Origin of the sequence: Actinomadura sp. WAC 06369 (assembly GCF_003947565.1) — a bacterium.
GTDB lineage: Bacteria > Actinomycetota > Actinomycetes > Streptosporangiales > Streptosporangiaceae > Spirillospora > Spirillospora rifamycini.
In genome coordinates this window covers 1-24,842 of the sequence record NZ_QHJN01000089.1, presented here as the reverse complement: position 1 = coordinate 24,842, position 24,842 = coordinate 1, and the positions used below count along the sequence as shown (strand labels likewise).

The 24,842-nt window shown below is 71.0% G+C and carries 21 protein-coding genes and 1 tRNA gene; 5 read left to right on the top strand and 17 right to left on the bottom strand.

Annotated features, from left to right (window positions below; translation table 11 throughout):
* Window positions 1-58: 58 nt before the first annotated feature.
* Complete coding sequence (locus DMH08_RS23280; RefSeq protein ID WP_125617694.1) at window positions 59-682, bottom strand: TetR/AcrR family transcriptional regulator; 624 nt, start codon at window positions 680-682, stop codon at window positions 59-61.
* A 74-nt stretch (window positions 683-756) separates the two neighbouring features.
* Here DMH08_RS23280 and DMH08_RS23275 point away from each other — a divergent pair, with 74 nt between their 5' ends.
* Window positions 757-1,527 (top strand): SDR family NAD(P)-dependent oxidoreductase, encoded by a 771-nt coding sequence (locus tag DMH08_RS23275; protein WP_125617692.1) that lies wholly within the window; start codon window positions 757-759, stop codon window positions 1,525-1,527.
* Window positions 1,528-1,574: 47 nt separating this feature from the next.
* Here the strand turns inward: DMH08_RS23275 and uvrB are convergent, their stop codons facing one another.
* The 8 genes from uvrB to polA form a co-directional block, all read right to left on the bottom strand.
* Complete coding sequence (uvrB, locus tag DMH08_RS23270) at window positions 1,575-3,692, bottom strand: excinuclease ABC subunit UvrB (protein WP_125617690.1); 2,118 nt, start codon at window positions 3,690-3,692, stop codon at window positions 1,575-1,577.
* Between the two features lie 112 nt (window positions 3,693-3,804).
* A complete protein-coding gene (locus DMH08_RS23265) occupies window positions 3,805-4,959 on the bottom strand; it encodes a sensor histidine kinase (RefSeq protein ID WP_125617688.1) in 1,155 nt (384 codons plus the stop codon).
* Window positions 4,960-5,073: 114 nt separating this feature from the next.
* Entirely contained in the window at window positions 5,074-5,676 is a 603-nt protein-coding gene (gene coaE, locus DMH08_RS23260; protein ID WP_125617686.1) for a dephospho-CoA kinase, read from the bottom strand.
* Window positions 5,677-5,686: 10 nt separating this feature from the next.
* On the bottom strand, window positions 5,687-6,277 hold the full coding sequence (locus DMH08_RS23255; protein WP_084551238.1) for a GNAT family N-acetyltransferase: 591 nt from the start codon (window positions 6,275-6,277) through the stop codon (window positions 5,687-5,689).
* A 30-nt stretch (window positions 6,278-6,307) separates the two neighbouring features.
* Window positions 6,308-8,260, bottom strand: a complete 1,953-nt coding sequence (locus tag DMH08_RS23250) for an endonuclease/exonuclease/phosphatase family protein (protein ID WP_233617757.1) — start codon at window positions 8,258-8,260, stop codon at window positions 6,308-6,310.
* 202 nt (window positions 8,261-8,462) lie between these two features.
* Window positions 8,463-9,947: a 30S ribosomal protein S1 gene (gene rpsA, locus DMH08_RS23245; RefSeq protein WP_026405892.1), complete on the bottom strand. Its 1,485-nt coding sequence runs from the start codon at window positions 9,945-9,947 to the stop codon at window positions 8,463-8,465.
* A gap of 329 nt (window positions 9,948-10,276) precedes the next feature.
* Window positions 10,277-11,410, bottom strand: coding sequence for a polysaccharide deacetylase family protein (locus DMH08_RS23240; protein ID WP_125617684.1), 1,134 nt, complete (start codon window positions 11,408-11,410; stop codon window positions 10,277-10,279).
* Between the two features lie 399 nt (window positions 11,411-11,809).
* Window positions 11,810-14,500, bottom strand: a complete 2,691-nt coding sequence (polA, locus tag DMH08_RS23235) for a DNA polymerase I (RefSeq protein WP_026405890.1) — start codon at window positions 14,498-14,500, stop codon at window positions 11,810-11,812.
* Between the two features lie 165 nt (window positions 14,501-14,665).
* On the opposite strand from polA, the gene DMH08_RS23230 reads away from it, so the two are divergent.
* A complete protein-coding gene (locus DMH08_RS23230; protein ID WP_034521680.1) occupies window positions 14,666-15,019 on the top strand; it encodes a PaaI family thioesterase in 354 nt (117 codons plus the stop codon).
* 233 nt (window positions 15,020-15,252) lie between these two features.
* On the opposite strand, the gene DMH08_RS23225 is transcribed toward DMH08_RS23230, so the two are convergent.
* From DMH08_RS23225 to DMH08_RS23200, 6 genes are all read right to left on the bottom strand, one after another.
* Entirely contained in the window at window positions 15,253-16,101 is an 849-nt protein-coding gene (locus tag DMH08_RS23225; RefSeq protein ID WP_125617682.1) for an ABC transporter ATP-binding protein, read from the bottom strand.
* On the bottom strand, window positions 16,091-16,831 hold the full coding sequence (locus DMH08_RS23220; RefSeq protein ID WP_051301580.1) for an ABC transporter ATP-binding protein: 741 nt from the start codon (window positions 16,829-16,831) through the stop codon (window positions 16,091-16,093). Before DMH08_RS23220 ends, DMH08_RS23225 begins: the two co-directional genes overlap by 11 nt.
* Window positions 16,832-16,878: 47 nt before the next feature.
* Window positions 16,879-18,033, bottom strand: coding sequence for a branched-chain amino acid ABC transporter permease (locus DMH08_RS23215; protein WP_034521383.1), 1,155 nt, complete (start codon window positions 18,031-18,033; stop codon window positions 16,879-16,881).
* Window positions 18,030-18,995, bottom strand: coding sequence for a branched-chain amino acid ABC transporter permease (locus tag DMH08_RS23210; RefSeq protein WP_026405888.1), 966 nt, complete (start codon window positions 18,993-18,995; stop codon window positions 18,030-18,032). The genes DMH08_RS23215 and DMH08_RS23210 overlap by 4 nt, the downstream gene beginning before the upstream one ends.
* A gap of 91 nt (window positions 18,996-19,086) precedes the next feature.
* Window positions 19,087-20,244 carry a branched-chain amino acid ABC transporter substrate-binding protein gene (locus DMH08_RS23205; RefSeq protein WP_026405887.1) on the bottom strand — a complete coding sequence of 386 codons (1,158 nt, stop codon included), beginning with the start codon at window positions 20,242-20,244 and terminating at the stop codon, window positions 19,087-19,089.
* A 308-nt stretch (window positions 20,245-20,552) separates the two neighbouring features.
* Window positions 20,553-21,179: an ANTAR domain-containing response regulator gene (locus tag DMH08_RS23200; protein WP_051301542.1), complete on the bottom strand. Its 627-nt coding sequence runs from the start codon at window positions 21,177-21,179 to the stop codon at window positions 20,553-20,555.
* 65 nt (window positions 21,180-21,244) lie between these two features.
* Here DMH08_RS23200 and DMH08_RS23195 point away from each other — a divergent pair.
* Window positions 21,245-21,327, top strand: a tRNA-Leu gene (locus DMH08_RS23195).
* 186 nt (window positions 21,328-21,513) lie between these two features.
* Window positions 21,514-22,299, top strand: coding sequence for a helix-turn-helix domain-containing protein (locus DMH08_RS23190; RefSeq protein ID WP_026405885.1), 786 nt, complete (start codon window positions 21,514-21,516; stop codon window positions 22,297-22,299).
* Window positions 22,300-22,374: 75 nt separating this feature from the next.
* On the opposite strand, the gene pyk is transcribed toward DMH08_RS23190, so the two are convergent.
* Both pyk and DMH08_RS23180 read right to left on the bottom strand, forming a co-directional pair.
* Window positions 22,375-23,805: a pyruvate kinase gene (pyk, locus tag DMH08_RS23185; RefSeq protein WP_026405884.1), complete on the bottom strand. Its 1,431-nt coding sequence runs from the start codon at window positions 23,803-23,805 to the stop codon at window positions 22,375-22,377.
* 88 nt (window positions 23,806-23,893) lie between these two features.
* On the bottom strand, window positions 23,894-24,454 hold the full coding sequence (locus DMH08_RS23180) for a type 1 glutamine amidotransferase domain-containing protein (RefSeq protein WP_026405883.1): 561 nt from the start codon (window positions 24,452-24,454) through the stop codon (window positions 23,894-23,896).
* Window positions 24,455-24,523: 69 nt separating this feature from the next.
* Here DMH08_RS23180 and DMH08_RS23175 point away from each other — a divergent pair.
* Window positions 24,524-24,842 (top strand): DUF6597 domain-containing transcriptional factor (locus tag DMH08_RS23175; protein ID WP_325052943.1); only part of this gene is annotated, 319 nt, incomplete at its 3' end.

The following is a 24,842-nucleotide window of genomic DNA, read 5'->3' as shown; positions in this document are numbered from 1 at the left end:
GTCGCACCGCGCCCTTCCGCGCCGGGGTCCGCGGCACCGAGCGCGGGGGCGCGGCGCTTCAGGACGGGGCGGCCGGGTGCAGGCCGGCGGTGAGCCGCCGCATGCAGCGGACGCCGAGGTCGGCGGGGGAGCCGGGGCCGACCGGCGGACCGTCGCCGCGCGCCCACGTCTCGACCGCGATCCGGATGGCGGCGGTCGCCGCCGCAGCAGCGACCCGCGCGTCGAGGCGGTCGTCCCCGTCGCCCCCGTCTGCGCGGTTGGCGAGGATGGGGACGAGGCGGCGCTCGGTCTCGTCGTTCACGCGGAGCCACACCGCGCGGAGCGCCGGGTCGCCGTCGGCGGCGCGCAGCAGGCCGCGCGTCCATCCGAAGGGCTCGGCGGGCTCCGCGTCGGCGGCGGTGAGCGCCCGTTCGGCCGCGCTCTCCAGGGCGCGGGCGAGGGGGACGTCGGGCGGCGTCGCGGCGAGCAGGTCCAGCCAGCGCTGGGCGCCGGTCGACAGCAGCGGCGCGACGGCGTCCTGCTTCGTGGGGAAGTAGCGGTAGAAGGTGCGCAGCGAGAGGCCGGCGCGGTCGGCGATGGCCTCGACGGTCGTCCCGCCCGAGCCGCGCTCGGCGAACAGGGACGCGGCGGCGCGCGCGATCTCCAGCTCGGTGGCGGCCTTGCGGCGCTCGGTCAGGTTCACGCCACCACTCTAGGCATAAAGTACCTACGTGGCACGTTGTGCCATATGGGCATGAAATGCAGAGGGAGGACGACATGGAGCGGTTCGACGGTCGCCGGGTGATCATCACGGGTGCGGGTTCGGGCATCGGGCAGGCCACCGTGCTGCGGATCCTCGCCGAGGGCGGGCGCGTCGCGGCGTTCGACGTGAACGAGGAGGGGCTCACCGAGACGGCGGAGCGCGCCGGATCGGCCGGTCACGCGGACCGGCTCACGACGGCGGTCATGGACGTCGCGGACGAGGACGCGGTCCGGGCGGGCGTCGCGGACGCCGTGCGGGGGCCGGGCGGGCTGGACGCGCTCGTCAACGCCGCCGGGATCCTGCGCTCGGCGCACACGCACGAGACGACCCTCGAGTTCTGGAACACCGTCCTGCGGGTGAACCTCACCGGGACGTTCCTGGTGACGCGGGAGGCGCTGCCCGCGCTGCTGGAGTCCGGCCGGGGCGTGGTGGTGAACTTCAGCTCGACGTCCGCGAGCTTCGCGCACCCGTACATGGCGGCGTACGCGGCGTCCAAGGGCGGGATCCAGTCGTTCACCCACGTGCTGGCGAGCGAGTACGCCAAGCAGGGGCTGCGGGCCGTGGCGGTGGCGCCCGGCTCGATCAGCAGCGGCATGACGACCGGGCGCGGCCCCGGGCTGCCGGAGGACGCCGACATGGGCCTGTTCGCGAAGCTGGCGCCGGCCATCGGCAAGGGGTTCGCGGGGCCCGAGACGGTCGCGGGCGTGGTCGCGATGCTGGCGTCCGACGACGGCGCGTTCGTCACCGGCACCGAGCTGCGCATCGACGGCGGCACCCACATGTGACGCGCACCGGACGGGCCCGCACCACCTGCGGGCCCGTCCGGGCCGGGTCAGCTGACGCCGGCCTCCTTCATCTCGCGCAGCTCCCGCTTCAGCTCCTTGATCTCGTCGCGGAGCCGGGCGGCGAGCTCGAACTGCAGGTCGGCGGCGGCCTGGTGCATCTGCTCGGTCATCTGCTCGATGAGGCCCTCGAGCTCCTCGCGGGGCCGCTCCCCCACCAGGTCGGCGGCGTGCCGGCCGACGTCCCCGGTGCGGGACGCCAGGCCGGGGACGGGCGCCTTGCCGCGGGACTGCTGCCGCCCCGCCCCGCCGATGAGCGTCTCGGTGTCGGCGTCCTCGCGGGCGAGGGAGTCGAGGATGTCGGCGATCCGCTTGCGCAGCGCCTGCGGCTCGATGCCGTGCTCCTCGTTGTACGCCTGCTGCTTGGCGCGCCGCCGGTCGGTCTCGTCGATCGCCCGCTCCATCGACGGGGTGACCGTGTCGGCGTACATGTGGACCTGCCCGGACACGTTCCGCGCGGCGCGGCCGATCGTCTGGATGAGGGACGTCTCGGAGCGGAGGAAGCCCTCCTTGTCGGCGTCCAGGATCGCGACGAGCGACACCTCCGGCAGGTCGAGGCCCTCGCGGAGCAGGTTGATGCCGACCAGCACGTCGAAGTCGCCGGCGCGCAGCTCGCGGAGCAGCTCGATGCGGCGCAGCGTGTCGACCTCGCTGTGCAGGTAGCGGACCTGAATGCCGAGTTCGAGCAGGTAGTCGGTGAGGTCCTCGGCCATCTTCTTGGTGAGCGTGGTGACCAGGACGCGCTCGTCGCGCTCGGTCCGCTCGCGGATCTCGTGGACGAGGTCGTCGATCTGCCCCTTCGTCGGCTTCACGACGATCTCGGGGTCGATCAGCCCGGTGGGGCGGATGACCTGCTCGACGACGTCGCCCTGCACGCGTCCCATCTCGTAGGGGCCGGGCGTCGCCGACAGGTACACCGTCTGCCCGATCCGCTCGAGGAACTCCTCCCACTTCAGCGGGCGGTTGTCCATCGCGGACGGCAGCCGGAACCCGTGCTCGACCAGCATCCGCTTGCGGGACGCGTCGCCCTCGTACATCGCGCCGATCTGCGGGACGGTCTGGTGCGACTCGTCGATGACGAGCAGGAAGTCCTCGGGGAAGTAGTCGAGGAGGGTGTTGGGCGCCGTGCCGGCGCCGCGGCCGTCGATGTGCCGCGAGTAGTTCTCGATGCCGGAGCAGGTGCCGACCTGCCGCATCATCTCGATGTCGTAGGTGGTGCGCATCCGCAGCCGCTGCGCCTCGAGCATCTTGCCCCGCCGCTCCATCTCGGCGAGGGTCGTCTCGAGCTCGGCCTCGATGTCGCGGATCGCCCGCTCCATCCGCTCCGGACCGGCGACGTAGTGGGAGGCGGGGAAGACGTACAGCTCCTCGTCCTCGGTGATGACCTCGCCGGTCAGCGGGTGCAGGGTGGCGAGCTTCTCGATCTCGTCGCCGAACATCTCGATCCGGACGGCGAGCTCCTCGTACTGCGGGATGATCTCGATGGTGTCGCCCCGCACCCGGAACGTGCCCCGGGTGAACGCGAGATCGTTGCGCGAGTACTGCATCTCCACGAGCCTGCGCAGCAGCTCGTCCCGGTCGATCTCCTGCCCGACGTGGAGCCGCACCATCCGGTCGACGTACTCCTGCGGGGTGCCGAGGCCGTAGATGCACGACACGGACGCGACGACGACGGTGTCGCGCCGCGTCAGCAGCGAGTTCGTCGCCGAGTGCCGCAGCCGGTCGACCTCGTCGTTGATCGAGGAGTCCTTCTCGATGTAGGTGTCGGTCTGCGGGATGTACGCCTCGGGCTGGTAGTAGTCGTAGTACGACACGAAGTACTCGACGGCGTTGCCGGGCAGCATCTCGCGCAGCTCGTTGGCGAACTGGGCGGCGAGGGTCTTGTTCGGCTGCATGACGAGCACGGGCCGCTGCAGCTTCTCGATCAGCCACGCGATCGTGGCGGTCTTGCCGGTGCCGGTCGCGCCGAGCAGCACCGCGTCCTTGTCGCCGCGGTCGACGCGCCCGGCGAGCTCGGCGATCGCCTGCGGCTGGTCGCCCGACGGCGTCATCTCGGTGACGACCTCGAACGGCGCCACACGGCGCCGCAGATCCGTGACAGGCCGCATTCGTCCCCTCCCCTGGTCTCCTCCCCACTGTATTCAGGGGGTCCGACATTCGGCAGCCGAGCGGGCGGAGGCGTGCGCCGCTCCCCGGGCGCCGCCGTCCCGGCCCGGCCGCTTACGACGCGGGCAGCGGCAGCCGGGCGCGGACCGCCCAGCCGCCGTCCGACGGCCCGGCCTCGAACCCGCCGCCGAGGGCGGTGACCCGCTCCCGCATCCCCACCAGGCCGTTCCCGCCGCTCGGCAGCGCGTGCTCGGGCGCCGCCGTCGGGACGCCGTTGACGACCTCCACCTCGACGGCCTCCGGCTGCAGGACGAGCGCCACCCGGGTGTCGGCGGCGCCCGCGTGCTTGTGGACGTTCGTCAGCGCCTCCTGGACGAGCCGGTACACCGTGCGGCCCACGGCGGGCGGCATCGGCCGCTCCTCGCCCCGCACCGCCAGGTCCACCCGCAGCCCCGCGGCGCCCGACTGCCCCACCAGCTCCCGGACGTGCTCCAGCGTCGCGTTCTCCTGCGGGAGGACCTCCTCGCCCTGCCGCAGGACCCCGATGACGTGCCGCAGCTCGTCCAGCGCCTGCCGGCCCATGTCGCCGATCACGGTGGCGGTCTCGGCGGCGCGGACGGGGTCGCGGGCGGCGATCGCGCGCAGCGCGCCCGCGTGCACCACCATGACGCTGATCCGGTTGGCGACCACGTCGTGCATCTCCCGCGCGATACGGGTGCGTTCCTCGCCCCGCGCGCGCTCCGCGAGAAGGTGGCGTTCGCGCTCCAGCCGGGCCGCCCGCTCCTGCAGCGACACCAGCAGCTGCTTGCGCGCGCCCATGTAGAGGCCCAGCAGCACCGGGACGGCGATGAACGCGACCGCGTAGATCGCGCGGACGCCGATGGAGTCGTTCTCGGACACCGGACCGGGGAACACGACGGACAGGACGTACCCGGCGACCGCGACCGACACGACCGTCCGCCGGGAGATCGCGTAGGCGGCCAGCGAGTACAGCATGACGACGAAGCCGAGGGCGCCGCCGCCGGTGACCGTGCCGAACGCCACCGCGAACACCGCCAGCCCCACCGGATGCAGCCGCCGGACGATCAGTGCGAGCCCCATGACCACGCTGGCCGCCGACACCGTCCACGGCGGGAGCCAGAAGTCCTGCTGCGGCGTGAACCACAGGAGCACGGCGTCGGCGGCGGCCGCCGACACGGCGATGAGGACGTCGAGCGCGCGCGAACGCCGCGTCGCCCACGCCGTCCGCCACCATCCCCCGGGGTGCATAGCGACGAGCCTATAGCGGCGCGCCGCGTGCCACCGGCCGCCCGTGACGAAGGTGACACATCGCCCGATCCGGCCACTGTCCGGACGGTCCGCCGGGGGCGGAACCGGCGCGGGTCAGGCCCGCGCGGCGCGGGCGGCGAGGGCCTCCCAGAGGGCGTCGACCTGCGCGTGCAGCTTTCCGAGATCGCCCGAGTTGTCGATGACGTGGTCGGCGACGGCGCGGCGCTCGTCCCGCGACGCCTGGTTCGCCATGCGGGCGCGCGCGTCGGCCTCGGTCATGCCGCGGCGGGACGTCAGCCGGTCGAGCTGCGCCTCCTCGGGGGCGTCGACGACCACGACGACGTCGTACATGTCCTTGAGCCCGTTCTCGACGAGCAGCGGGACGTCGTAGACGACGACGGCGTCTGCGGGCGCGGCGTCCATGAGCTCCTGCATCCGCTCCCCCACCAGGGGGTGGACGATCGCGTTGAGCGCGGCGAGGCGGTCGGCGTCGTTGAACACGATCGACCCGACCTTCGCGCGGTCGAGCCCGCCCGACGGCAGCAGCACGCCGTCGCCGAACTCGCGGACGACCGCGGCCAGGCCGGGGGTTCCGGGCTCCACGACCTCCCGCGCGATCCGGTCGGCGTCGATCACCACCGCGCCGTGCCCGCTCAGCCGCGCCGACACCTCGCTCTTGCCCGACCCGATTCCGCCGGTGAGTCCCACTTTCAGCATGGGACGAACCCTAGGCCCCGGCCGGTTCGGCGGGTTCGGCGGTCCCTGCCGGTTCCGCGGGCGCCATCGGGTCCGCGGGCGCCGCCGCCGGGGGTTCGAGGGTCTTGCGCATGTGGACGTGGGTGAGGTGCGCGGCGACCCGCTCCCGGTGCGTCTCCCGGTAGCCCGCCCGCCGGTACAGCCGCAGGTTTCCGTCGCTGAGGTGGCCGGTGAACAGGACGCACGCGTCGGCGCGGCCGGCCGCGGCGTCCTCGACGGCCCGCAGGAGCCGCCGCCCGATCCCGCGGCCCTGCAGGTCGGGCGCCACGACGAGGCGCCCGACCAGGCACGTCCGGCCGTTGAACCGGGCGCGGACGGCGCCGGCGAGGCGCCCGTCCAGCACCGCTTTCAGCACCAGCCCGCCGGTCTCCCGCAGGGCCGCGCGGACCTGGTCGGGCGACTCCACGAGCGGCGGGATGAACGGGTCGCCGTACAGCTGCGCCTCGGTCGTGTAGGCGGCCCGCTGGACGGTCAGGATCTCCCCGGCGTCCCGGACGCCGGCCGCCTCGATGCGGACCGCCCCGGTGCCGGCCGTCCCGGCACCGGCCGTCGTGTCGCTCATGCGCACGACCCTAGCGGCCCGCCCGCGCCGCTACCGCTGGATCCGGACGGTCACCGCGACCGGGTAGTGGTCGGACGCGTCGGACTTCGGCACGTCGTAGTCGGAGAACAGGATGCCGTCCGAACCGAAGATCCAGTCGTGCCGCTCGCCGTCCGGGGTGGTCGGGGCCGGGTCGGCGCCGATCACGGCCGTGCGCAGGTCGGTGCCGCGCGTCATCCGCGACAGCTCGGGGCTGCCGGGGCCGGTGTTGAAGTCGCCGCCGATCACCGTGCGGGGCGCGCCGCCCCACGCGCGCAGCAGCGCCGCGATCTGCATGGCGCGCACGTCGCCGTTGCCGTCGCCGCCTTCGAGGTGCGTGGACCACACGTCGATCGTGGTCTCCCCGACGCCGAGCCGCGCCCACACGTACCCGCGGATCTGCGACCAGTCGCCCTTCGGCATGCGGGCGGTCCCGGAGCTGACGACCGGCAGGGACGTGAGGATCGCGTTGCCGAACTGGCCGTCGGCGGCGGGCCCCCAGATCAGCTTCATGCCGAGGCGCCGCGACAGCCACACCCCGACGTCGGCGGTGCCGGACAGCAGCGAGCCCCGCCCGGCCTCCTGCAGCAGGACGACCTGCGGTTTCTGCTGCTCGATGGTGTCGGCGATGCCCTCGGGGTCGAGCCGCCCGTCCTGGTTGACCGCGTCGTGGACGTTGTAGGTCATGATCCGGACCCGGCCCTCGCCGGGCGCCGCCTGCGCCGTCCCGTCCGGCACGGCGACGGTGAACACGAGCGTGCCGGCCAGCAGCGCGAGGGACGCGGCCCCGGCGGTGAGCGCCCGCAGCGGGGCCCGCGCGGGCAGCGGGCCGCCGCGGGCGGCGGTGATCGCCGCGAGCGCGCCCAGCGCGATCCCGGCGGCGCCGGGCAGCAGGTTGTTCGGGAACGGCATCGGCAGCAGCGCGCTGACCTGGTACGGGACGAGGATCACCGCGATGAGGAAGCCGCCGAGGGCCGCGCCGACGTCGATCCGCAGCACCGAGCCGCCCGTCCCGGCGCGGCGCAGCGGCGCCCGGCACGCGACGGCCAGCAGCCACGCCGACAGCACCTGCCCGAGGATGACGATCGGGACGACCTCGATCCCGGAGACCGCGTACGTGCCGGCGACCGCGCCGACGCCGACGCCGAGCACGGTCCCGCCGAGCACGCACACGCCGCCCGGCACCGCCCGGACCGCGAGGCCGGAGGCGAGGAACGCCAGCGCGAGCCCCTGCCCGGCGACGATCGTGATGTGCGCCGCCGTCAGGGAGCGCCAGCCGGACGACGCGACGAACGCGGGGCTGGACAGCACGAGCACCTGCAGCGCGATGAACGGCCCGAACGCCGCGGCGCCCAGGGCGTCCCGCCAGGAGACGCCGGGCGCCGTCACCGGCCCGGACCGCAGCTCCCGGTACAGGGCTGCCGCGCCGAGCCCGACGAACGTCAGGCACGCGATCCACGGGCCGATCCCGGACCGCCACACCGGGTCCCAGGTGGCGAAGCACATCCGGACGGCGGCGTCGGCCGACAGCCCGGCGACGGTCGCGGTGGCGAACCCGACTCCGGACAGGCCGCGGGCGCCCTCGTAGAGCGCCGCCACCGCGATCATGCCGATCGCGGCGCCGATGAACACCAGCCAGGTGCGGGGGTCGATGAGCTGGGCGAGGAGCCGGACGGCGAGCAGCCCGCCGACGCCGGCGAGCAGCAGGCCGCGCGGCCCGGCGGCGCGGCGGATCAGCGGCGCGGCGAACCCGGCCAGGTAGACGATCAGCACGGCGGCGCCGGCGACGCCCATGCCGGCGCTGTCGGCGAAGTTGTCGAGCTGCGGGAGCGAGAAGCGCAGGGTCTGCGCCAGCACCGCCACCGTGATCGCGATGAGCGCGAGCCGGGCCGGGCCGGGCGGGACGATCGACGGGCCGGACACCGCCGGGCCGCCCGTCTTGGATTCTGCCTCTGTGCTGGCCACTTGTTCGAGTGCTCCAGGGGGACGAGCGTGTCTGAGGGGACGGGGCAACGAGATCACGGCCGGGGGCCGATCCGTGAAGATCGGCCCCCGGCCGTGTCAAAGGGGCATCGGCGGCCGCGCGCCCGTGCGCGCGGCGGCCGTCACCGGGGCCGGTCCGGGGCGGGACCGGCCGCGGTGGAGTCGGCCCGCGGCCGACGCGGCGTCACTGCCCGCCGGAGAGCTTCTCCCGCAGCGCGGCGAGCGCCTCGTCGGTGGCCAGGGCGCCACCGCCGCTCTCGCTCTCGCCGCCGCCGGAGTAGGAGGTGTCGCCGCCGCCACCGGTCGGGGCGGGCGCCGTGTCGGCCTCCGCCTCGGCCTTGCGGGCCTCCTCGATCTGCCGGCGGTGCGCGTCGAAGCGGGAGCGGGCCTCGGCGTACTGCCGCTCCCAGGTCTCGCGCTGCTCGTCGAAGCCCGGCAGCCACTCGCCCGTGTCGGCGTCGAAGCCCTCGGGGTACTTGTAGTTGCCCTGCTCGTCGTACTCGGCCGGCATCCCGTACAGGGTGGGGTCGAAGTCCTCTTCGTCCATCCCGGCGGCGCCCTCGTTGGCCTGCTTGAGCGACAGGCTGATGCGGCGCCGGTCGAGGTCGATGTCGATGATCTTCACGAAGATCTCGTCGCCGACCTGGACGACCTGCTCGGGGATCTCCACGTGGCGCTCGGCCAGCTCGGAGATGTGGACGAGGCCCTCGATGCCCTCCTCAACCCGGACGAACGCGCCGAACGGCACCAGCTTGGTGACGCGGCCCGGCACGACCTGGCCGATCTGGTGGGTGCGGGCGAACTGCTGCCAGGGGTCTTCCTGCGTGGCCTTGAGCGACAGGGAGACGCGCTCGCGCTCCATGTCGACGTCCAGGACCTCGACCGTGACTTCCTGGCCGACCTCGACGACCTCGGACGGGTGGTCGATGTGCTTCCAGGACAGCTCGGAGACGTGCACCAGGCCGTCGACGCCGCCGAGGTCGACGAACGCGCCGAAGTTGACGATCGACGAGACGACGCCCTTGCGGACCTGGCCCTTCTGCAGGGTGTTGAGGAAGGTCTGGCGGACCTCGCTCTGCGTCTGCTCGAGCCAGGCGCGGCGGGACAGGACCACGTTGTTGCGGTTCTTGTCCAGCTCGATGATCTTGGCCTCGAGCTCGCGGCCCACGTAGGGCTGGAGGTCGCGGACGCGGCGCATCTCGACGAGGGAGGCCGGCAGGAAGCCGCGCAGCCCGATGTCGAGGATGAGGCCGCCCTTGACGACCTCGATGACGGTACCGGTGACGATGCCGTCCTCGTCCTTGATCTTCTCGATCGTGCCCCAGGCGCGCTCGTACTGGGCGCGCTTCTTGGACAGGATCAGCCGACCTTCCTTGTCCTCCTTCTGGAGGACGAGGGCCTCGACGTGATCACCGACGGCGACGACCTCGTTCGGGTCGACGTCGTGCTTGATCGAGAGTTCCCGGGACGGGATGACGCCCTCGGTCTTGTAGCCGATGTCGAGGAGGACCTCGTCACGATCGACCTTGACGACAGTGCCTTCGACAATGTCGCCGTCGTTGAAGTACTTGATGGTCTCGTCGATCGCCGCGAGGAAGGCTTCCTCGGACCCGATGTCGTTGACCGCTACCTGCGGGGTGGTCGAGGTGGCCTCGGTGCTGCTCGTCATGTGTCGGCTGGCTCCGGTACGGACATGGAAGTCGTATGGGTTGTTGCGCGGCGGGCTTTGGTCTGCCCTGCCGAAGACCGGAAAGGAACGCGGGTCGCCCCGCGCCTGTGAACCGAACCGTTGTCGCCGACCTGACCGAGCGCGAGCCTGCTCCGTCCGAAGCACGCGCAAGCCCACAGCGCAGCGATCAGGATATGGGACCGAAACCCCCCGGGTCAATCCGGCCCCCGCCGCCCCGTGTCCTGCGCCGCTCCCTGCCCGGCCGGCGGCACCGCTCCCGATCGCGCCCCGGTGGCGTCCCGGTGGCGTCCCGGCCGGGAGCGGACCGATCAGTAGACCCGCGCCATGCCCCGGTACTGCGGGTCGAGCGCGTCCTGCAGGCCGCGCGGGACCGTCACCGTGCGGGGGTCCCCGTCGGACGTGTACCGCTCCTGCGGGTGCTGGTCAAGGTACTCCAGCCACGCCGTCGAGCAGTACTTCTTGCAGTCGTTCTCCTTGATCTTGCCCTCCGACCGCACCCGCGGGATCGCCCACCGGTCGAACTCCTCGCCGAAGGGGGACGGCGCGGGCCGCCAGCCCGCCAGGAACATCCCCTGGAACGCGTACCGGCCCCGCTCCTCGCGCGCCCACTCCTCCTTCTCGGGCGCGACCCCGAACGGGTAGGCGAGCGTCCCGGTGTGCGCGCCGGTGAGCTTGACGACCTCGTCCTCCAGCCCGCCGACCTCCTCGCGCACCGCGCCGGCCGACAGCCCGCCGAGGTTGGGGTGCGTGAGCGTGTGGTTGCCGAGGTCGTACCCGTGCTGCCGCAGCCACTGCAGCCCCGTCGACGCGTCGGCGCCCTGCAGGCCGAACATGTCCTTGTTCAGGTAGAAGGTCGCGGTCGCACGGAACCCGGGGTTCTCCTGCGCGACCCGCTGGATGATGCCGACGGCCGTGTTCGGCTTCGGGGCACCGTTCGCGTCGAGCGCGAAGTGCCCCGGCGTGCTGTCGTCGAACGTCAGGACGACCGGGTGACGGCCGGCCGGCACGTCGATCCGCCCGCTCGCGAACTCGGTCGCGGTGACGGGCGTGTACCCGCCCTTGGCGAGCCGCGTCAGCTCGTCGTACAGCTCCTTGGTCGACCGGTCCAGCGACTGCTCGGCCTTGTCGAGGATCCGGTGGTACATCAGCACCGGCACCTGGCCCAGCTCGTTGGCCTTCGCCGCCGCGGCGGCGGGCGCCGCCGCAGGGATCGGCGCCGTCGCCGACACGCTCGGCGCCGCGCTCGCGCCGCCCGCCGACGGCGCGGGCGTCGCCCCGGGGCCCGGCCGCATCGCCTTCTCCGCGTCGACCGGTTCGGCCTCCGCCGCGCCGGCCCGCCGGGCCTCGTTCCCATCGTCGCCCCGCCGCGCTCCGGGCAGCACCAGCCCGAGGACGACGGCGCAGACGACCACGACTCCTGCGATCTTGTGAAGGAGCGGCATGTTCCCCCCGCCGGTCGACCCGAACAGGACCAGGGACAGCGTAGAACCCCGGACGATCTACGGACACCACATCTCGTACCCGCTCGATCCCCACGGAGCACCCGCGCCCCGGCCCTCATCCCGCCAATTCCGGAACGCACGGGTAAATGACACGACGTCACCAGGCGTCCCGGACACGCCGCCGCCCGCGCCTTGCGGCCCGCGCGGCGACCTCCCCCATAAGATCAACTGGCCGCCGCGCGTCGATCACCGGGGTACCCCCAACCCGGCTCCGACCTGCGCATCCACCCCTCGGACGGGCGGCATTCCAGGACTTCTCCGGCACACCGGAAACCGCGAACGCCGGACGCGCGCGACGGTGCGGCGCGTCCGGCGTCCGGGACGGGACGGGCGGACGGGTCAGTGCGCGGCGTCCTGCCACGTGCGGCCGGTGCCCATGGAGACCTCCAGCGGGGCGCGGAGCTCGTAGGCGCCCGCCATCTGGTCGCCGACGAGCTCCTTGACGCGGTCGAGCTCGCCCGGCGCGACCTCCAGGACCAGCTCGTCGTGCACCTGCAGCAGCACGCGGGACGCCAGGCCGTCGGAGCGCAGCGCGCGGTCGACGTTGAGGCTCGCGACCTTGACGATGTCGGCGGCCGACCCCTGGATCGGGGCGTTGAGGGCCATCCGCTCGGCCATCTCGCGGCGCTGCCGGTTGTCGGAGTTCAGGTCCGGCAGGTAGCGGCGGCGGCCCAGGATCGTCTCGGTGTAGCCGTCGCGGCGGGCGCGGGCCACCACGTCGCGCAGGTAGTCGCGGACGCCGCCGAACTGCTCGAAGTACTCCTCCATCAGCCCCCGCGCCTCGTCGGGGGCGATCCGGAGCTGCTGCGACAGCCCGTACGCCGACAGCCCGTACGCCAGCCCGTAGTTCATCGCCTTGATCCGGGCGCGCAGCTCGGAGTCGATCTGCTCGGGCGGCAGGCCGAACACGCGGGACGCGGTGATGGTGTGGAAGTCGGCGCCGGACCCGAACGCCTCCAGGAGCGCCTCGTCCTCCGACAGGTGCGCCATGATCCGCAGCTCGATCTGCGAGTAGTCGGCGGTCAGCAGCGTCTCGTAGCCGCCGCCGACGACGAACGCCTCGCGGATCCGGCGCCCCTCCTCGGTGCGGATCGGGATGTTCTGCAGGTTCGGGTCGGTGGACGACAGCCGCCCGGTCGCCGCGACCATCTGGTTGAACGTCGTGTGGATGCGGCCCGCGTCGTCGGCCATCGGGATGAGGGAGTCGACGATGCTCTTCAGCTTCGCGACCTCCCGCCACCGCAGGATGTGCTCCAGGACCGGGTGGCCCTCCTTCTCCAGCAGGTTGGTGAGCGCCTCGGAGTCGGTGGTGTAGCCGGTCTTGGTGCGCTTGGTCTTGGGCAGGTTCAGCTCGTCGAACAGCACCTGCTGCACCTGCTTCGGGGAGCCCAGGTTGAACTCCCGGCCCACCGCGTTGTGCGCCTCCTGCTCCTGCTGCTTGACCTGCCCGCCCAGCGTCGCCGACAGGCCCGCGAGGTGGTCGGCGTCCACGGCGATGCCCGCCCGCTCCATCCCGGCGAGGACCCCGACGAGCGGGAGCTCGACCTCGTGCAGCAGCCGGGTCGCGCCGCGCTTCTCCAGGTCGGCGTCCAGGACGTCGGCGAGTTCGGCGACCGCCCGCGCCCGGACGGCGAGCGCCTCCGCGGCCTCCTCCTCACCGGACCCGTCCAGCGTGAGCTGCCCCGAGTCCTCGGCCTCGCCGCGCAGCTCCCGGTGCAGGTACCGCAGGGCGAGGTCGGCGAGGTCGAACGTGCGCTGCCCCGGCAGCGCCAGGTACGCGGCGAGGGCGGTGTCGCTGGTGAGCCCCGCCAGCGCGATGCCGCGCGCCGCCAGCGCCAGCATCGGCCCCTTCGCCTCGTGCATCGCCTTCGGCCGGGCGGCGTCGCCCAGGTAGCCGGCGAGGGCGCGCTCGTCGTCCTCGATCAGCTCCGCCGGGTCGAGGTGGACGGCCGGGCCGTCCTTGGACGCGAGCGCGAGCGCGGTGATCTCACCGGTGCCGCGGCCCCACGACCCGGTCACGGCGACGCCGAGCCGCCCGCCGGCGTTCGCGTCCAGCCAGGCGCCCAGCGCCCCCGGCTCCAGCTGCTCCAGCTGCACGTCGAAGCCCTCGTCGGCCTCCGGCTCGGCGGCCTGCAGCGTCGAGTACAGCCGCTCCCGCAGCACCCGGAACTGCAGCGAGTCGAACAGGGTGTGGATCTCCTCGCGGTCCCACTGGCCCATCGACAGCTGCGGCGGCGTCAGATCCAGCCCGACCTGCGTGTCGAGCCGGTTGATCTGGTGGTTGCGGATCACCCCGGCCAGGTGCTCGCGCAGGCTGTCGCCCGCCTTGCCCTTGATCTCGTCGACCCGCGCGACGAGCGTGTCGAGGTCGCCGAACTTGCCGAGCCACTTCGCGGCCGTCTTCGGGCCGACGCCCGGCACGCCCGGCAGGTTGTCGCTGCTCTCCCCCACCAGCGCGGCCAGCTCGCGGTACCGCTCCGGCGGCACCCCGTACTTGGCCTCCACGGCCGCCGGGTCCATCCGGGCGAGCTCCGACACGCCCTTCACCGGGTACAGGACGGTGACGTGCTCGTTCACCAGCTGGAACGCGTCCCGGTCGCCGGTGACCACCAGCGTCTCCATCCCGGCCTCGGACGCCTGCACCGACAGCGTGGCGATGATGTCGTCGGCCTCGAACCCCGCCACCGACATCCGCGGGATCCGCAGCGCGTCCAGCACCTCGAAGATCAGGCTCACCTGGCTGCGGAACTCGTCCGGCGTCTTCTGCCGGCCCGCCTTGTACTCCACGTACTGCTCGTGCCGGAACGTCGGCTCCGACCGGTCGAACGCCACCGCGATGTGGGTGGGCTGCTCGTCCCGCAGGACGTTGATGAGCATCGAGGTGAAGCCGTACACCGCGTTCGTCGGCTGCCCGTCGGTGGTGGAGAAGTTCTCCACCGGCAACGCGAAGAACGCCCGGTAGGCCAGGGAGTGCCCGTCGAGCAGGAGGAGCCGTTCACGCTTGTCAGGGGTCGCTGCTGTCATCGCCACAGCAGGACTCTAGTCTGCGCGTACGACAGTTTTGTGGAGGCGTAAGTGACTGACACCCCCGGCGTGCCCCCCACCGACGAGGCCAAGGTCCTCGCCGAGTTCGCCCCGCTTGCCGGCCTCGACCCCCACGGCGAACTCGACGCGCACAACGACCTCGCCACCCAGATGGGCATCGAGTACATCGAGGCGACCGCCGAACGCGTCGTCGCCCGCATGCCCGTCAAGGGCAACACCCAGCCCTACGGCCTCCTGCACGGCGGCGCGTCCTGCGTCCTCGCCGAGTCCATCGGCTCCGTCGGCTCGGCCCTCCACGCCGGCCCCGGCCGCATCGCCGTCGGCATCGAGATCAACGCCACCCACCACCGGTCCGCGACCGAAGGCCACGTCACCGGCGTCGCGACCCGCGCCCACGGCGGCCGCACCCTCGCCACCTACGACATCGTCATCAACGACGACCAGGACCGCCGCGTCTGCACGGCACGCCTGACCTGCATGCTGCGCGACGCCCCCGGATCCTGACCGGGCCCCGCGGGTTTCGCGGGACCTTTGCGGCGGGACGCCGCACCTCTGTACCGTGGCACGGAACGGCCCGGGATCACCGAGTAGACAACGTACGCGCCGGGGAAGGCCGTACGGCCCCAAAGGTGATCCCGGGTCAACGTCTGTCCGGACGTCCCCGGACGCGCGGCGCACGCACGCGAACGCCCGCCGGGACCGGACGAACCGGTCCCGGCGGGCGTCCCGCGGCCCCGTCAGTCCTCGGACTTCTCGGGCTTGTCGGGCCGGTCGGACTTCTCGGCTTTCGCGGCCGAGTCCTCCCCGCCCGACGGCGCGCCCGGCCCGTCCGCGCCGCCGCCCGCGCCGCTCACGACACCGTCCTCGGACGCGTCCTCACCCAGGTCGCCGCCCAGGTACGCCGCACGGACCTGCGGATCGTCCAGCAGATCCGACGCAGGCGCCGCCTTCACCACGCGCCCCGTCTCCAGGACGTACGCGCGATGCGCGATCTGCAGCGCCTGCTGGGCGTTCTGCTCCACCAGCAGCACCGTCGTGCCCCGCCGGTTGATCTCCTCGATGATCGAGAAGATCTGCTGCACCAGCATCGGCGCGAGCCCCATCGACGGCTCGTCCAGCAGCAGCACCTTCGGCTTCGCCATCAGCGCCCGGCCGATCGCCAGCATCTGCTGCTCGCCGCCCGACATCGTGCCGCCCGCCTGCGACTTGCGCTCCGCCAGCCGCGGGAACAGCTCGTACGCCTCCGCGAGCTCCTTCGACGGATCGTCCTTGCGGGCGTACGCGCCCATCAGCAGGTTCTCCTCCACCGTCATGCCGGGGAAGATCCCCCGGCCCTCCGGCGCCTGCCCGATGCCCACCAGCACACGCTTGTGGCCCGGCATCCTGCCGATGTCCGCCCCGTCGAACCGGATCGCACCGGACGACAGCTCCCGCAGCCCCGACACCGTCTTCAGCGTCGTCGTCTTGCCCGCGCCGTTCGCGCCGATCAGCGTGACGATCTCACCCTGGTCGACCGACACGCTGATGCCCTTCAGCGCCGCGATCTTCCCGTAGTGGACGTGGATGTCATCGATCTCAAGAAGCATCGGCCGGAGCCCCCAGATACGCCTCAATGACCCGCGGGTCGTTCTGCACCTCGGCCGGCAGCCCGTCCGCGATCTTCTGACCGAAGTCCAGCACCGCCACCCGGTCGCTGATCCCCATCACCAGGCCCATGTCGTGCTCGATCAGCAGCACGGTCACCCCGGTGTCACGGATCTTGCGGATCAGCTCCTGCAGCGCCACCTTCTCCGCCGGGTTCATCCCCGCCGCGGGCTCGTCCAGGAGCAGCAGCTTCGGATTCGTCGCCAGCGCCCGCGCGATCTCCAGGCGCCGCTGGTCGCCGTACGGCAGGTTCTTCGCCAGCTCCCCGGCCCGGTGCGAAATCCCCACCAGCTCCAGCAGCTCGGCGGCCCGCTCCCGGCCCTGCCGCTCCTCACGGCGGTGCCACGGCAACCCCAGCGCCGCACCGACGAAACCCGTCCGATGATGCGCGTCCGCGCCCACCAGAACGTTCTCCACGGCCGTCATGTGGTGGAACAACCGGACGTTCTGGAACGTGCGCGCCACGCCCAGCTTCGTCACCGTGAACCGCTTCTTGCCGTCGATCCGCTGCCCGTCGAACACCACCGCGCCCTCGGACGGCCGGTACACCCCGGTCGTCACGTTGAACACCGTCGTCTTCCCCGCACCGTTCGGACCGATCAGCGCGAAGATCTCGCCCTTGCGGATCTCGATGTTCACCTTGTTCAGGGCCACGACACCGCCGAACCGCATGACGACGTCCTGCAGTGCCAGCAGCACCGTGCCCTCGCCGGCGTCCTTCACTTCGTCACCTCCGCCGCGGCCCCGGCCCCGGCCTGCTGCTCGCCGACCTCCGCGCCCATATGGCCCATACCGCCGCCGCCTTCGGCCAGCTCCGCCTTCCGCTGCCGGGACGGCCACAGCCCCTCCGGCCGGAAGATCATCATGAGCACCAGCGCGGCACCGAAGATCAGCATCCGGTAGTCCTCCAGGAACCGGAACCGCTCGGGCAGCCACGCCACCACGAACGCCCCCAGGATCGCGCCCGGAATACTCCCCGAACCGCCCAGCACCACCGCCGCCAGGATCAGCGCCGACACCAGGAACTCGAAGTTCGTCGGCAGGATCGACGTCTGCTTCGCCGCGAACACCACACCGCCGCTGCCGCCGATCGCCGCGCCGATCGCGAACGCCGCCAGCTTGAACCGGAACGTCGGCACGCCCATCAGCTCCGCCGCGTCCTCGTCCTCCCGGATCGACGTCCACGCCCGGCCGACCCGCGACTTCTCCAGCCGCCGCACGAAGATGATCGCCAGCACGATGAAGAAGACCAGCATGTAGTAGTACGGCCGCGAATCCAGGATCCCGTACTTCAACGGCTGCACACCGAAGATCTCCCACTCCGACACCGTCGGAGGATGCGGGATCCCCTGCACACCGCGAGGACCGTTCACGTAGTCGCTGTTGTTCGCCGTCCGCTTGACGATCTCACCGAAGCCCAGCGTCACGATCGCCAGGTAGTCGCCCCGCAACCGCAGCGTCGGCGCACCCAGGATCACCCCGGACGCCGCCGCGAACACGATCGCCAGAACCAGCGTCTCCCAGAAACTCCAGTTGTACTTCACCGCGAAGATCGCGATGGTGTACCCGCCGACCGCGTAGAACGCCACATACCCCAGGTCCAGCAGACCCGCCATGCCGACCACGACGTTCAAACCGATCGCCAGCAGCACGTAGATCGCGATCTGGTCGCTGAGCATCGACGCCCAGTCCGCACCGCTCGGCGCCATGAAACTGCCGATCGCCTGATGCGGCAGCAGCAGCGCACCGATGATCAGCAGGACGTACACGCCCCAGCGCTGCCACCCGGCGGCACCCGCCCACCAGTCGCGCAGCGGATCCAAGGACAGACCGCCGCCGATGCTCTTCGAAGGAAGCTTCTTCGTCATGTTCATGCGCGCGCCCGCTGGAGAGACTCACCGAGGATGCCGGTGGGACGGAACATCAGAATCAGGATCAGCAGCGTGAACGCCACCACGTCCCGCCACTCCGAACCGAAGATGCTCGAGCCGTACATCTCCAGCAGCCCCAGCACGAACCCGCCGACCAACGCACCGCGAATGTTCCCGATACCGCCGAGAACCGCCGCCGTGAACGCCTTGATGCCCAGCAGGAAGCCCACGAAGTACTCCGTCTGCTCGAACCGCAGGAAGTACAGCGCGGCCGCCACACCCGCCATCACACCGCCCACCAGGAACGTCACCGACACCACCCGGTCGATGTTCACGCCCATCAGCACCGCGGTCTCCGGGTCCTGCGCCGTCGAACGGATGCCCCGCCCCAGCCGCGTCCGGTTCACGAACTGGTCCAGCGCCACCATCATCAGCACGGCGCCGAAGAAGATGATCAGCGCGACGTTCGTGATCTCGATCGGACCGATCGAGACCACCGTCGTCATCTCCCGGAAGTGCTCGCTGACCGGAAGCTTGCCGCCCTCCTTCGACGTCCCGAAGATCCACGGCACCAGCACCGTCGCGAACAGCTGCTGAATGAAGATCGACGCGCCGATCGCCGAGATGAGCGCCGCCAACCGCGACGCCCCCCGTTTCCGCAGCGGCCGGTAGGCCACCACCTCCAGCAGCATCGCGCCGCCGCCGGCCACGGCGCCGGCCACCACCCCGCACAACGCCACCACGCCGATGAGCGCGATCCCGTTCAGATCCGAGACGCCGAGGCCGCGCACCGTCCACAGTGCCGCGAACGTACCCGCCATGAAGATGTCGGCATGAGCAAAGTTGATCAGCCGGAGCACGCCGTAGACCATCGTGTAGCCGAGCGCCAGGAGAGCATAGATCGCCCCCAGCGACAGCCCGTCGATGGTCGACGGCCAGAATTGATTGATGAAGTCGTCGAGCACCTTTGGTCGCCCTTTGTGAAAAGGAGCGGGAGCGCTGTAGCGCTCCCGCTCCCGCGCCATCAGGAGGTCGTTCGAACGGCGTGGTGACGCCCTACGAGACCTTCGCTTCGTTCGCGTTGCCGAGGAGCTTGATCGCCTTGCCCTGCACCTCGTAGATGAAGATGTCCTGCGCGGCCAGCTCACCGTTCTCGTCGAACTTCACCGGCTTGCCGACCCCGTCGAAGCTCACGGTCTTCAGGAACTCGTTGATGTCCTCCGGCGTCGTCTTGCCGGCCTTCACGGCCTCCACGAACGCCGTCGCCGCGTCGTACCCCTCCGTCGAGTAGATCGCGACCTCGGACCCGAACTTGGCCTTGTAGTCGTCCGCGAACTTCTTCGCGTTCGCGTTCGTCTTGCCGTCGGTGTCGATCAGGCAGCCGCAGCTCAGCAGCGCACCCTGCGCGTTCTTCTCACCGGTGCCCGTGATCAGCTCGGTCGCCAGCGACCCGTCGCCCGACATCATCTTGCCCTCGTAGCCGGCCTCCGCCAGCTGCTTGAACAGACGCCCGGCCACCGCGTAGTAACCGCCGAAGTACACCGCCTCCGGCTTGAAGTCCACGATCTTGTTGACCGTCGACGAGTAGTCCGTCGCGTTGTCGTCCACCGCGTCGGTCTGCGTCGTCACGCCCTTGGCCTTCACCGCCGACCCGATCGCGTCGGCCAGACCCTTGCCGTAGTCCTGGTTGTCGTGGACCGTGAAGACCTTCTTCGCGCCCAGCGAACCGCTCAGGAAGGTCGCGACGCCCGTGCTCTGCACCGCGTCGTCGGCCACCACCCGGTGCCAGTACTTCCAGCCCTTCTCCGCGAGCGTGATGCTCGTCGCCGACGGCGACACGCTCGGGATCTTCGCCTCCTCGAGGATGGGCCCCACGCTCTGGGACTCACCCGAGAAAGCCGGACCGATCAGCCCGACGATCTTGTCGTTCTTCACCGCGCCCAGCGCCAGCGTCGTCGCCTGCTCCGGCTTCCCCTGGCTGTCATAGGTCTTGAGGTTGATCTTGACCTCGGGGTTGGTGGCGTTGTACTGCTCGATCGCCAGCTCGGCGCCCTGCTTGGGCGGAATCACCAGACCCGAGTTCTCCCCGGTCAGGTCTCCCATGAACCCGATCGTGATCGAGTCGCCGTCGCCCGAGCCGCCGCCGTCGTCGCCGCACGCCACGGCACCGAGCGCGAGCACCGCGCTCATCGCCACCGCGCCGGCGACCCTCATCTTGTTGCGCCGCAAGGTGCCCAGCCTTTCCATCCGGATCCGGGAAGGGATCGGGTACGAGTCATGCCCCGGGCGCGACATGTTCCCGTGGATGGGGAGATATCGGTCACCTGGGGACCAGGTATGTCGTACACCGAGGACCCAACACAGAACAGCACCCCCGGATAGAAGGGTTACTCGTTCGTTACTCCCCCGTGCTCATCGGGATCCGCGCAACCAACAGCAATGATGACGCAGAGTAACGATCGGGGGCGGTCCGGCGCACACGCATTGGCCCTTGACAACGCGCGAGATAACGGCCAGTGGAGTCAGGACTCCGCGGACTCCCCGCCCGCACCGGCGACGACCGCCTCCGCGACGGCCCGCATCGTGAGCCGCCGGTCCATCGACGTCTTCTGGATCCACCGGAACGCCTCGGGCTCGGACCACCCGTGCGCCTCCTGCAGCAGCCCTTTCGCGCGGTCGACGATCTTGCGCGTCTCCAGCCGCTCCTGCAGCCCCGCGACCTCCGCCTCGAGCGCCCGCATCTCGGTGTACCGGCTGACCGCCATCTCGATCGCCGGCGCCAGGTCCGTCTTCGAGAACGGCTTCACCAGGTAGGCCATCGCGCCCGCCTCGGTGGCGCGCTGCACCAGCTCCCGCTGCGAGAACGCGGTGAGGATGACGACGGGCGCGATCCGCTCGGCCGAGATCCGCTCGGCGGCCGAGATTCCGTCGAGCACCGGCATCTTGACGTCCAGGATCACGAGATCGGGCTTCAGGTCCGACGCGAGCCGGACGGCCGCCTCGCCGTCCCCGGCCTCGCCCACGACCTCGTAGCCGTCCTCCTGCAGCATCTCCTTGAGGTCCAGCCGGATCAGGGCCTCGTCTTCTGCGATCACAACTCGCCGAGCGCTCTCCGTCACGCGCACGAGACTACCGGGACGCGCTACCATGACACGTGCCGCCCCTCACCAAGGGGCAGCAAACTGGACAACAAGGGACATGTCCAGATAAAGCTGCCGGAGTGGCGAAATGGCAGACGCTGATCCCTCAAAAGGATTTGTCCGAAAGGGCGTGTGGGTTCGAATCCCACCTCCGGCACCTCTCCGACCGCCGTTCTCATGGACGGCGGTTTTTCCATGTCGGTCCGGATGGATTCCGCTACGCCGGAGGCGCCAACTGCCCGGAACAACCGGCCACGCCTGAACCCGCCGCCCCACAAACACCCAAAATCGGTACATATAAGCGAAAAACAAAACTGTCAGTGGTCGGCGAGATACTCGGCGCATGTATCCCGAGGAAGTCGTTCAGCAGGCCCTGGAACTGTCCCGAGCGGGCTGGACCGACCGCGAAGTGGCTCGTCGCTGCGGCGTCTCGATCGCGGCGGTTCGGAAATGGCGGTATGGAACGAGACGAAGACGCCTCGATCCGGCGGACCCGACCAGTGGAGACGCCCGCTTCAGGCGGGGCTGTCCACGTTGCTTCGGCCGGGAGCTCGATGAGCGGTGTTACGCGTACCTGCTCGGCCTCTACCTCGGTGATGGGCATCTCGCCCGCTGCCGGAAAGGGGTGTACCGACTGGACATCGCCTGCGACGACGCCTACCCCGGCTTGATCGAGGAAGCGGCCAAGGCGGTCGGCACAGTACTGCCGATCTCACGAGTCGGGCGCCGTCGGAAGCCGGGGTGCACGGTGGTGGGCTCTTACTCGAAACACTGGCCATGCCTCTTCCCACAGCACGGCCCGGGACGGAAACACGAGCGCACGATCGAGCTGGCGGATTGGCAGCAGAAGATCGTAGACGAGTACACGGAAGAGTTGATTCGAGGGCTCATTCACTCGGACGGCTGCCGCGGCGTGAACCGGGTACGGCGCCCGGTCCAGGGCGAGGAGCGGTGGTACGAGTACCCGCGCTACTACTTCACCAACGAATCCATGGACATCCAGAGGCTCTTTACGGATGCGCTGGATCGGCTCGGGATCGCGTGGCGGCAGATGAACCGGAAGAACGTGTCCGTGGCGCGGCGGGAGGCCGTGGCGCGGTTGGACGAGTTCGTGGGGCCCAAGTACTAGCGGGTTGGCCGGAGCGAGCTCTAAATGAGATCCGGTGGTGATGTGCCGGGCGGCGCGGCGCCGCCCGGCGGTCGGTCAGTGCTGGGTGGAGATGGCGTCGCCGATGATGTGGACGCGCAGGGAGTTGGTCGAGCCGGGCGTGCCGGGGGGCGAGCCCGCGACGACGACGACGCGGTCGCCCTTCTGGGCGCGGCCGAGTTCGAGGAGGGCCTGTTCGACCTGGCCGAACATGGCGTCGGTGTGGTCGACCTGAGGGACGATGAAGGTTTCGACTCCCCAGACGTGCGCGAGGCGTCCTCGGACGGCGGGGACCGAGGTGAACGCGAGGAGGGGGATGGGCGAGCGGTAGCGGGAGAGGCGGCGGGCCGTTTCGCCGGACATGGTGAAGGCGGCCAGGGCCTCGGCGCCGACGATGGCGCCGACTTCGGCGGCGGCGCGGGCGATGGCGCCGCCGACGGTCTCGGGCATGCGCTCGAGGGTGTGGGTGGCTTGGAGTGCGGCTTCTTCGGCGGTGCAGACGATGCGGCTCATCGTCTGGACGGATTCGATGGGGTACTGGCCGACACTGGTCTCGCCGGAGAGCATGACGGCGTCGGCGCCTTCGAAGACGGCGTTGGCGACGTCGGAGGTCTCGGCGCGGGTGGGGCGGGGCGCGGAGATCATGGATTCGAGCATCTGGGTGGCGACGATGACCGGGCGGGCCTTTTCGCGGCAGAGCTCGATGGCGCGCTTCTGGACGATGGGGACCTGTTCGAGGGGGAGTTCGACGCCGAGGTCGCCGCGGGCGACCATGATGCCGTCGAAGGCGGCGACGATCTCGGGGAGGCGTTCGACGGCCTGCGGCTTCTCGATCTTGCCGATGAGGGGGACGCGGACGCCTTCTTCTTCCATGATCTGGTAGCAGATGTCGGCGTCGGCGGGGGTGCGGACGAAGGAGAGGGCGACGAGGTCGACGCCGAGGCGCAGGGCCCAGCGGAGGTCTTCTTCGTCCTTGTCGGTGAGGGCGGGGACGCTGACGGGGACGCCGGGCAGGTTGAGGCCCTTGTTGTCGGAGACCATGCCGCCGACGGTGACGGTGGTGCGGACGCGGGGTCCGTCGACGTCGGTGACGCGGAGGGCGACGCGGCCGTCGTCGATGAGGACGGTGTCGCCGGGTGAGACGTCGCCGGGGAGGCCGTCGTAGGTGGTGGAGACTTCGCGGCGGGTGCCGGGGACGTCCTCGGTGGTGATGGTGAATTCGTCGCCGAGGGTGAGGCGGACGGGGCCGTCGGGGAATCGGCCGATCCGGATCTTGGGGCCCTGGAGGTCCGCGAGGATGCCGACGCCGCGTCCGGTGGCGTCGGCGGCGGCCCTGAGGCGGTGGTACACCTCTTCGTGGGTGGCGTGGTCGCCGTGGCTCATGTTGAGCCGGGCGACGTCGATGCCGGCTTCCACGAGGGCGTTGATCTGCTCGGTGCTGGAGCAGGCGGGGCCGATGGTGCTGACTATTTTCGCTCGACGGGTCACGGTCACAACCGTACTTAGTTACTGGTGGGTACGGTTATTTCTGCAGGATGCGGTCCCCCAGGGTTCACCCATTGGTCTAGGACAAGGTCTAGACCACGGCCTTGAACGCGTCGACGGCCGCCTGGCAGAACGCCTTGAGGTCGTCGGGCTTGCGGCTGGACACCAGTACGTTGGGCCCGGCTTCGCAGATTTTCACCTCTTCGTCGACCCACGTGGCTCCGGCGTTGCGCAGGTCGGTCTGGAGGCTGGGCCAGGAGGTGATGGTCCGCCCGCGGACGACGTCGGCTTCGATGAGCGTCCAGGGGCCGTGGCAGATGACGGCGACGGGCTTGCCCGCGTCGAAGAACGACTTGGCGAACTGGACGGCCTTCGGGTGCATGCGGAGGAAGTCGGGGTTGGCGACGCCTCCGGGCAGGACGAGGGCTTGGAAGCCGCTGTGGTCGGTGTCGTCGACGGTGGCGTGGACGGGGAAAGTGTCCGCCTTGTCGAGGTGGTCGAACGCCTGGATTTCGCCGGTCTGGGTGGAGACGAGGCGGGGCGTGCCGCCCGCCTGCTCGACGGCCGTCCAGGGTTCGGTCAGTTCGACCTGTTCGGTGCCTTCGGGGGCGCAGAGGAACGCGATCGTCGCGCCCTTCAGGTCGGTCGCCATGATGACCTCCGGTTTCGTGGGGTTCTTCTGTCGCCCTGCCCGTCGGTGGGGGGTGGTATGCAGGGTGTTGTGAACGCCACGAACTATCTGGAGGTGCCGGCGCGGGGGTCGGCGGGGCTGGTGTGCGCGTGGTCGGCGTCGTTGCCGTCGGGGGCGGAGCCGGTCGTGCAGCGGGTGGTGCCGGACGGGTGCGTGGATCTGATCTGCTGGGGCGCGGAGATCATGGTGGCGGGTCCGGACACGGGGCCGATGCCGGCGGTGATGCGGCCGGGCGACGCGGTGGCGGCGGTGCGGTTCGGTCCGGGGGCGGCGCCGCCGGTGCTGGGGGTGCCGGGGGACGCGGTGCGGGACGTGCGGGTGCCGCTGCGGGAGCTGTGGGGTGCCGAGG

Bases quoted from the DNA above. Each gene is read 5' to 3' on its own strand.
- uvrB (WP_125617690.1), bottom strand. From the start codon at position 3,692: ATGCGGCCTGTCACGGATCTGCGGCGCCGTGTGGCGCCGTTCGAGGTC.
- DMH08_RS23225 (WP_125617682.1), bottom strand. From the start codon at position 16,101: ATGCTTCTTGAGATCGATGACATCCACGTCCACTACGGGAAGATCGCG.
- coaE (WP_125617686.1), bottom strand. From the start codon at position 5,676: ATGCTGAAAGTGGGACTCACCGGCGGAATCGGGTCGGGCAAGAGCGAG.
- DMH08_RS23230 (WP_034521680.1), top strand. From the start codon at position 14,666: ATGGGCATCGAGTACATCGAGGCGACCGCCGAACGCGTCGTCGCCCGC.
- DMH08_RS23180 (WP_026405883.1), bottom strand. From the start codon at position 24,454: ATGGCGACCGACCTGAAGGGCGCGACGATCGCGTTCCTCTGCGCCCCC.
- DMH08_RS23220 (WP_051301580.1), bottom strand. From the start codon at position 16,831: ATGCGGTTCGGCGGTGTCGTGGCCCTGAACAAGGTGAACATCGAGATC.
- DMH08_RS23265 (WP_125617688.1), bottom strand. From the start codon at position 4,959: ATGCACCCCGGGGGATGGTGGCGGACGGCGTGGGCGACGCGGCGTTCG.
- rpsA (WP_026405892.1), bottom strand. From the start codon at position 9,947: ATGACGAGCAGCACCGAGGCCACCTCGACCACCCCGCAGGTAGCGGTC.
- DMH08_RS23255 (WP_084551238.1), bottom strand. From the start codon at position 6,277: ATGAGCGACACGACGGCCGGTGCCGGGACGGCCGGCACCGGGGCGGTC.
- DMH08_RS23275 (WP_125617692.1), top strand. From the start codon at position 757: ATGGAGCGGTTCGACGGTCGCCGGGTGATCATCACGGGTGCGGGTTCG.
- DMH08_RS23240 (WP_125617684.1), bottom strand. From the start codon at position 11,410: ATGCCGCTCCTTCACAAGATCGCAGGAGTCGTGGTCGTCTGCGCCGTC.
- DMH08_RS23205 (WP_026405887.1), bottom strand. From the start codon at position 20,244: ATGAGGGTCGCCGGCGCGGTGGCGATGAGCGCGGTGCTCGCGCTCGGT.
- DMH08_RS23190 (WP_026405885.1), top strand. From the start codon at position 21,514: ATGTATCCCGAGGAAGTCGTTCAGCAGGCCCTGGAACTGTCCCGAGCG.
- DMH08_RS23215 (WP_034521383.1), bottom strand. From the start codon at position 18,033: ATGAACATGACGAAGAAGCTTCCTTCGAAGAGCATCGGCGGCGGTCTG.
- DMH08_RS23200 (WP_051301542.1), bottom strand. From the start codon at position 21,179: ATGGTAGCGCGTCCCGGTAGTCTCGTGCGCGTGACGGAGAGCGCTCGG.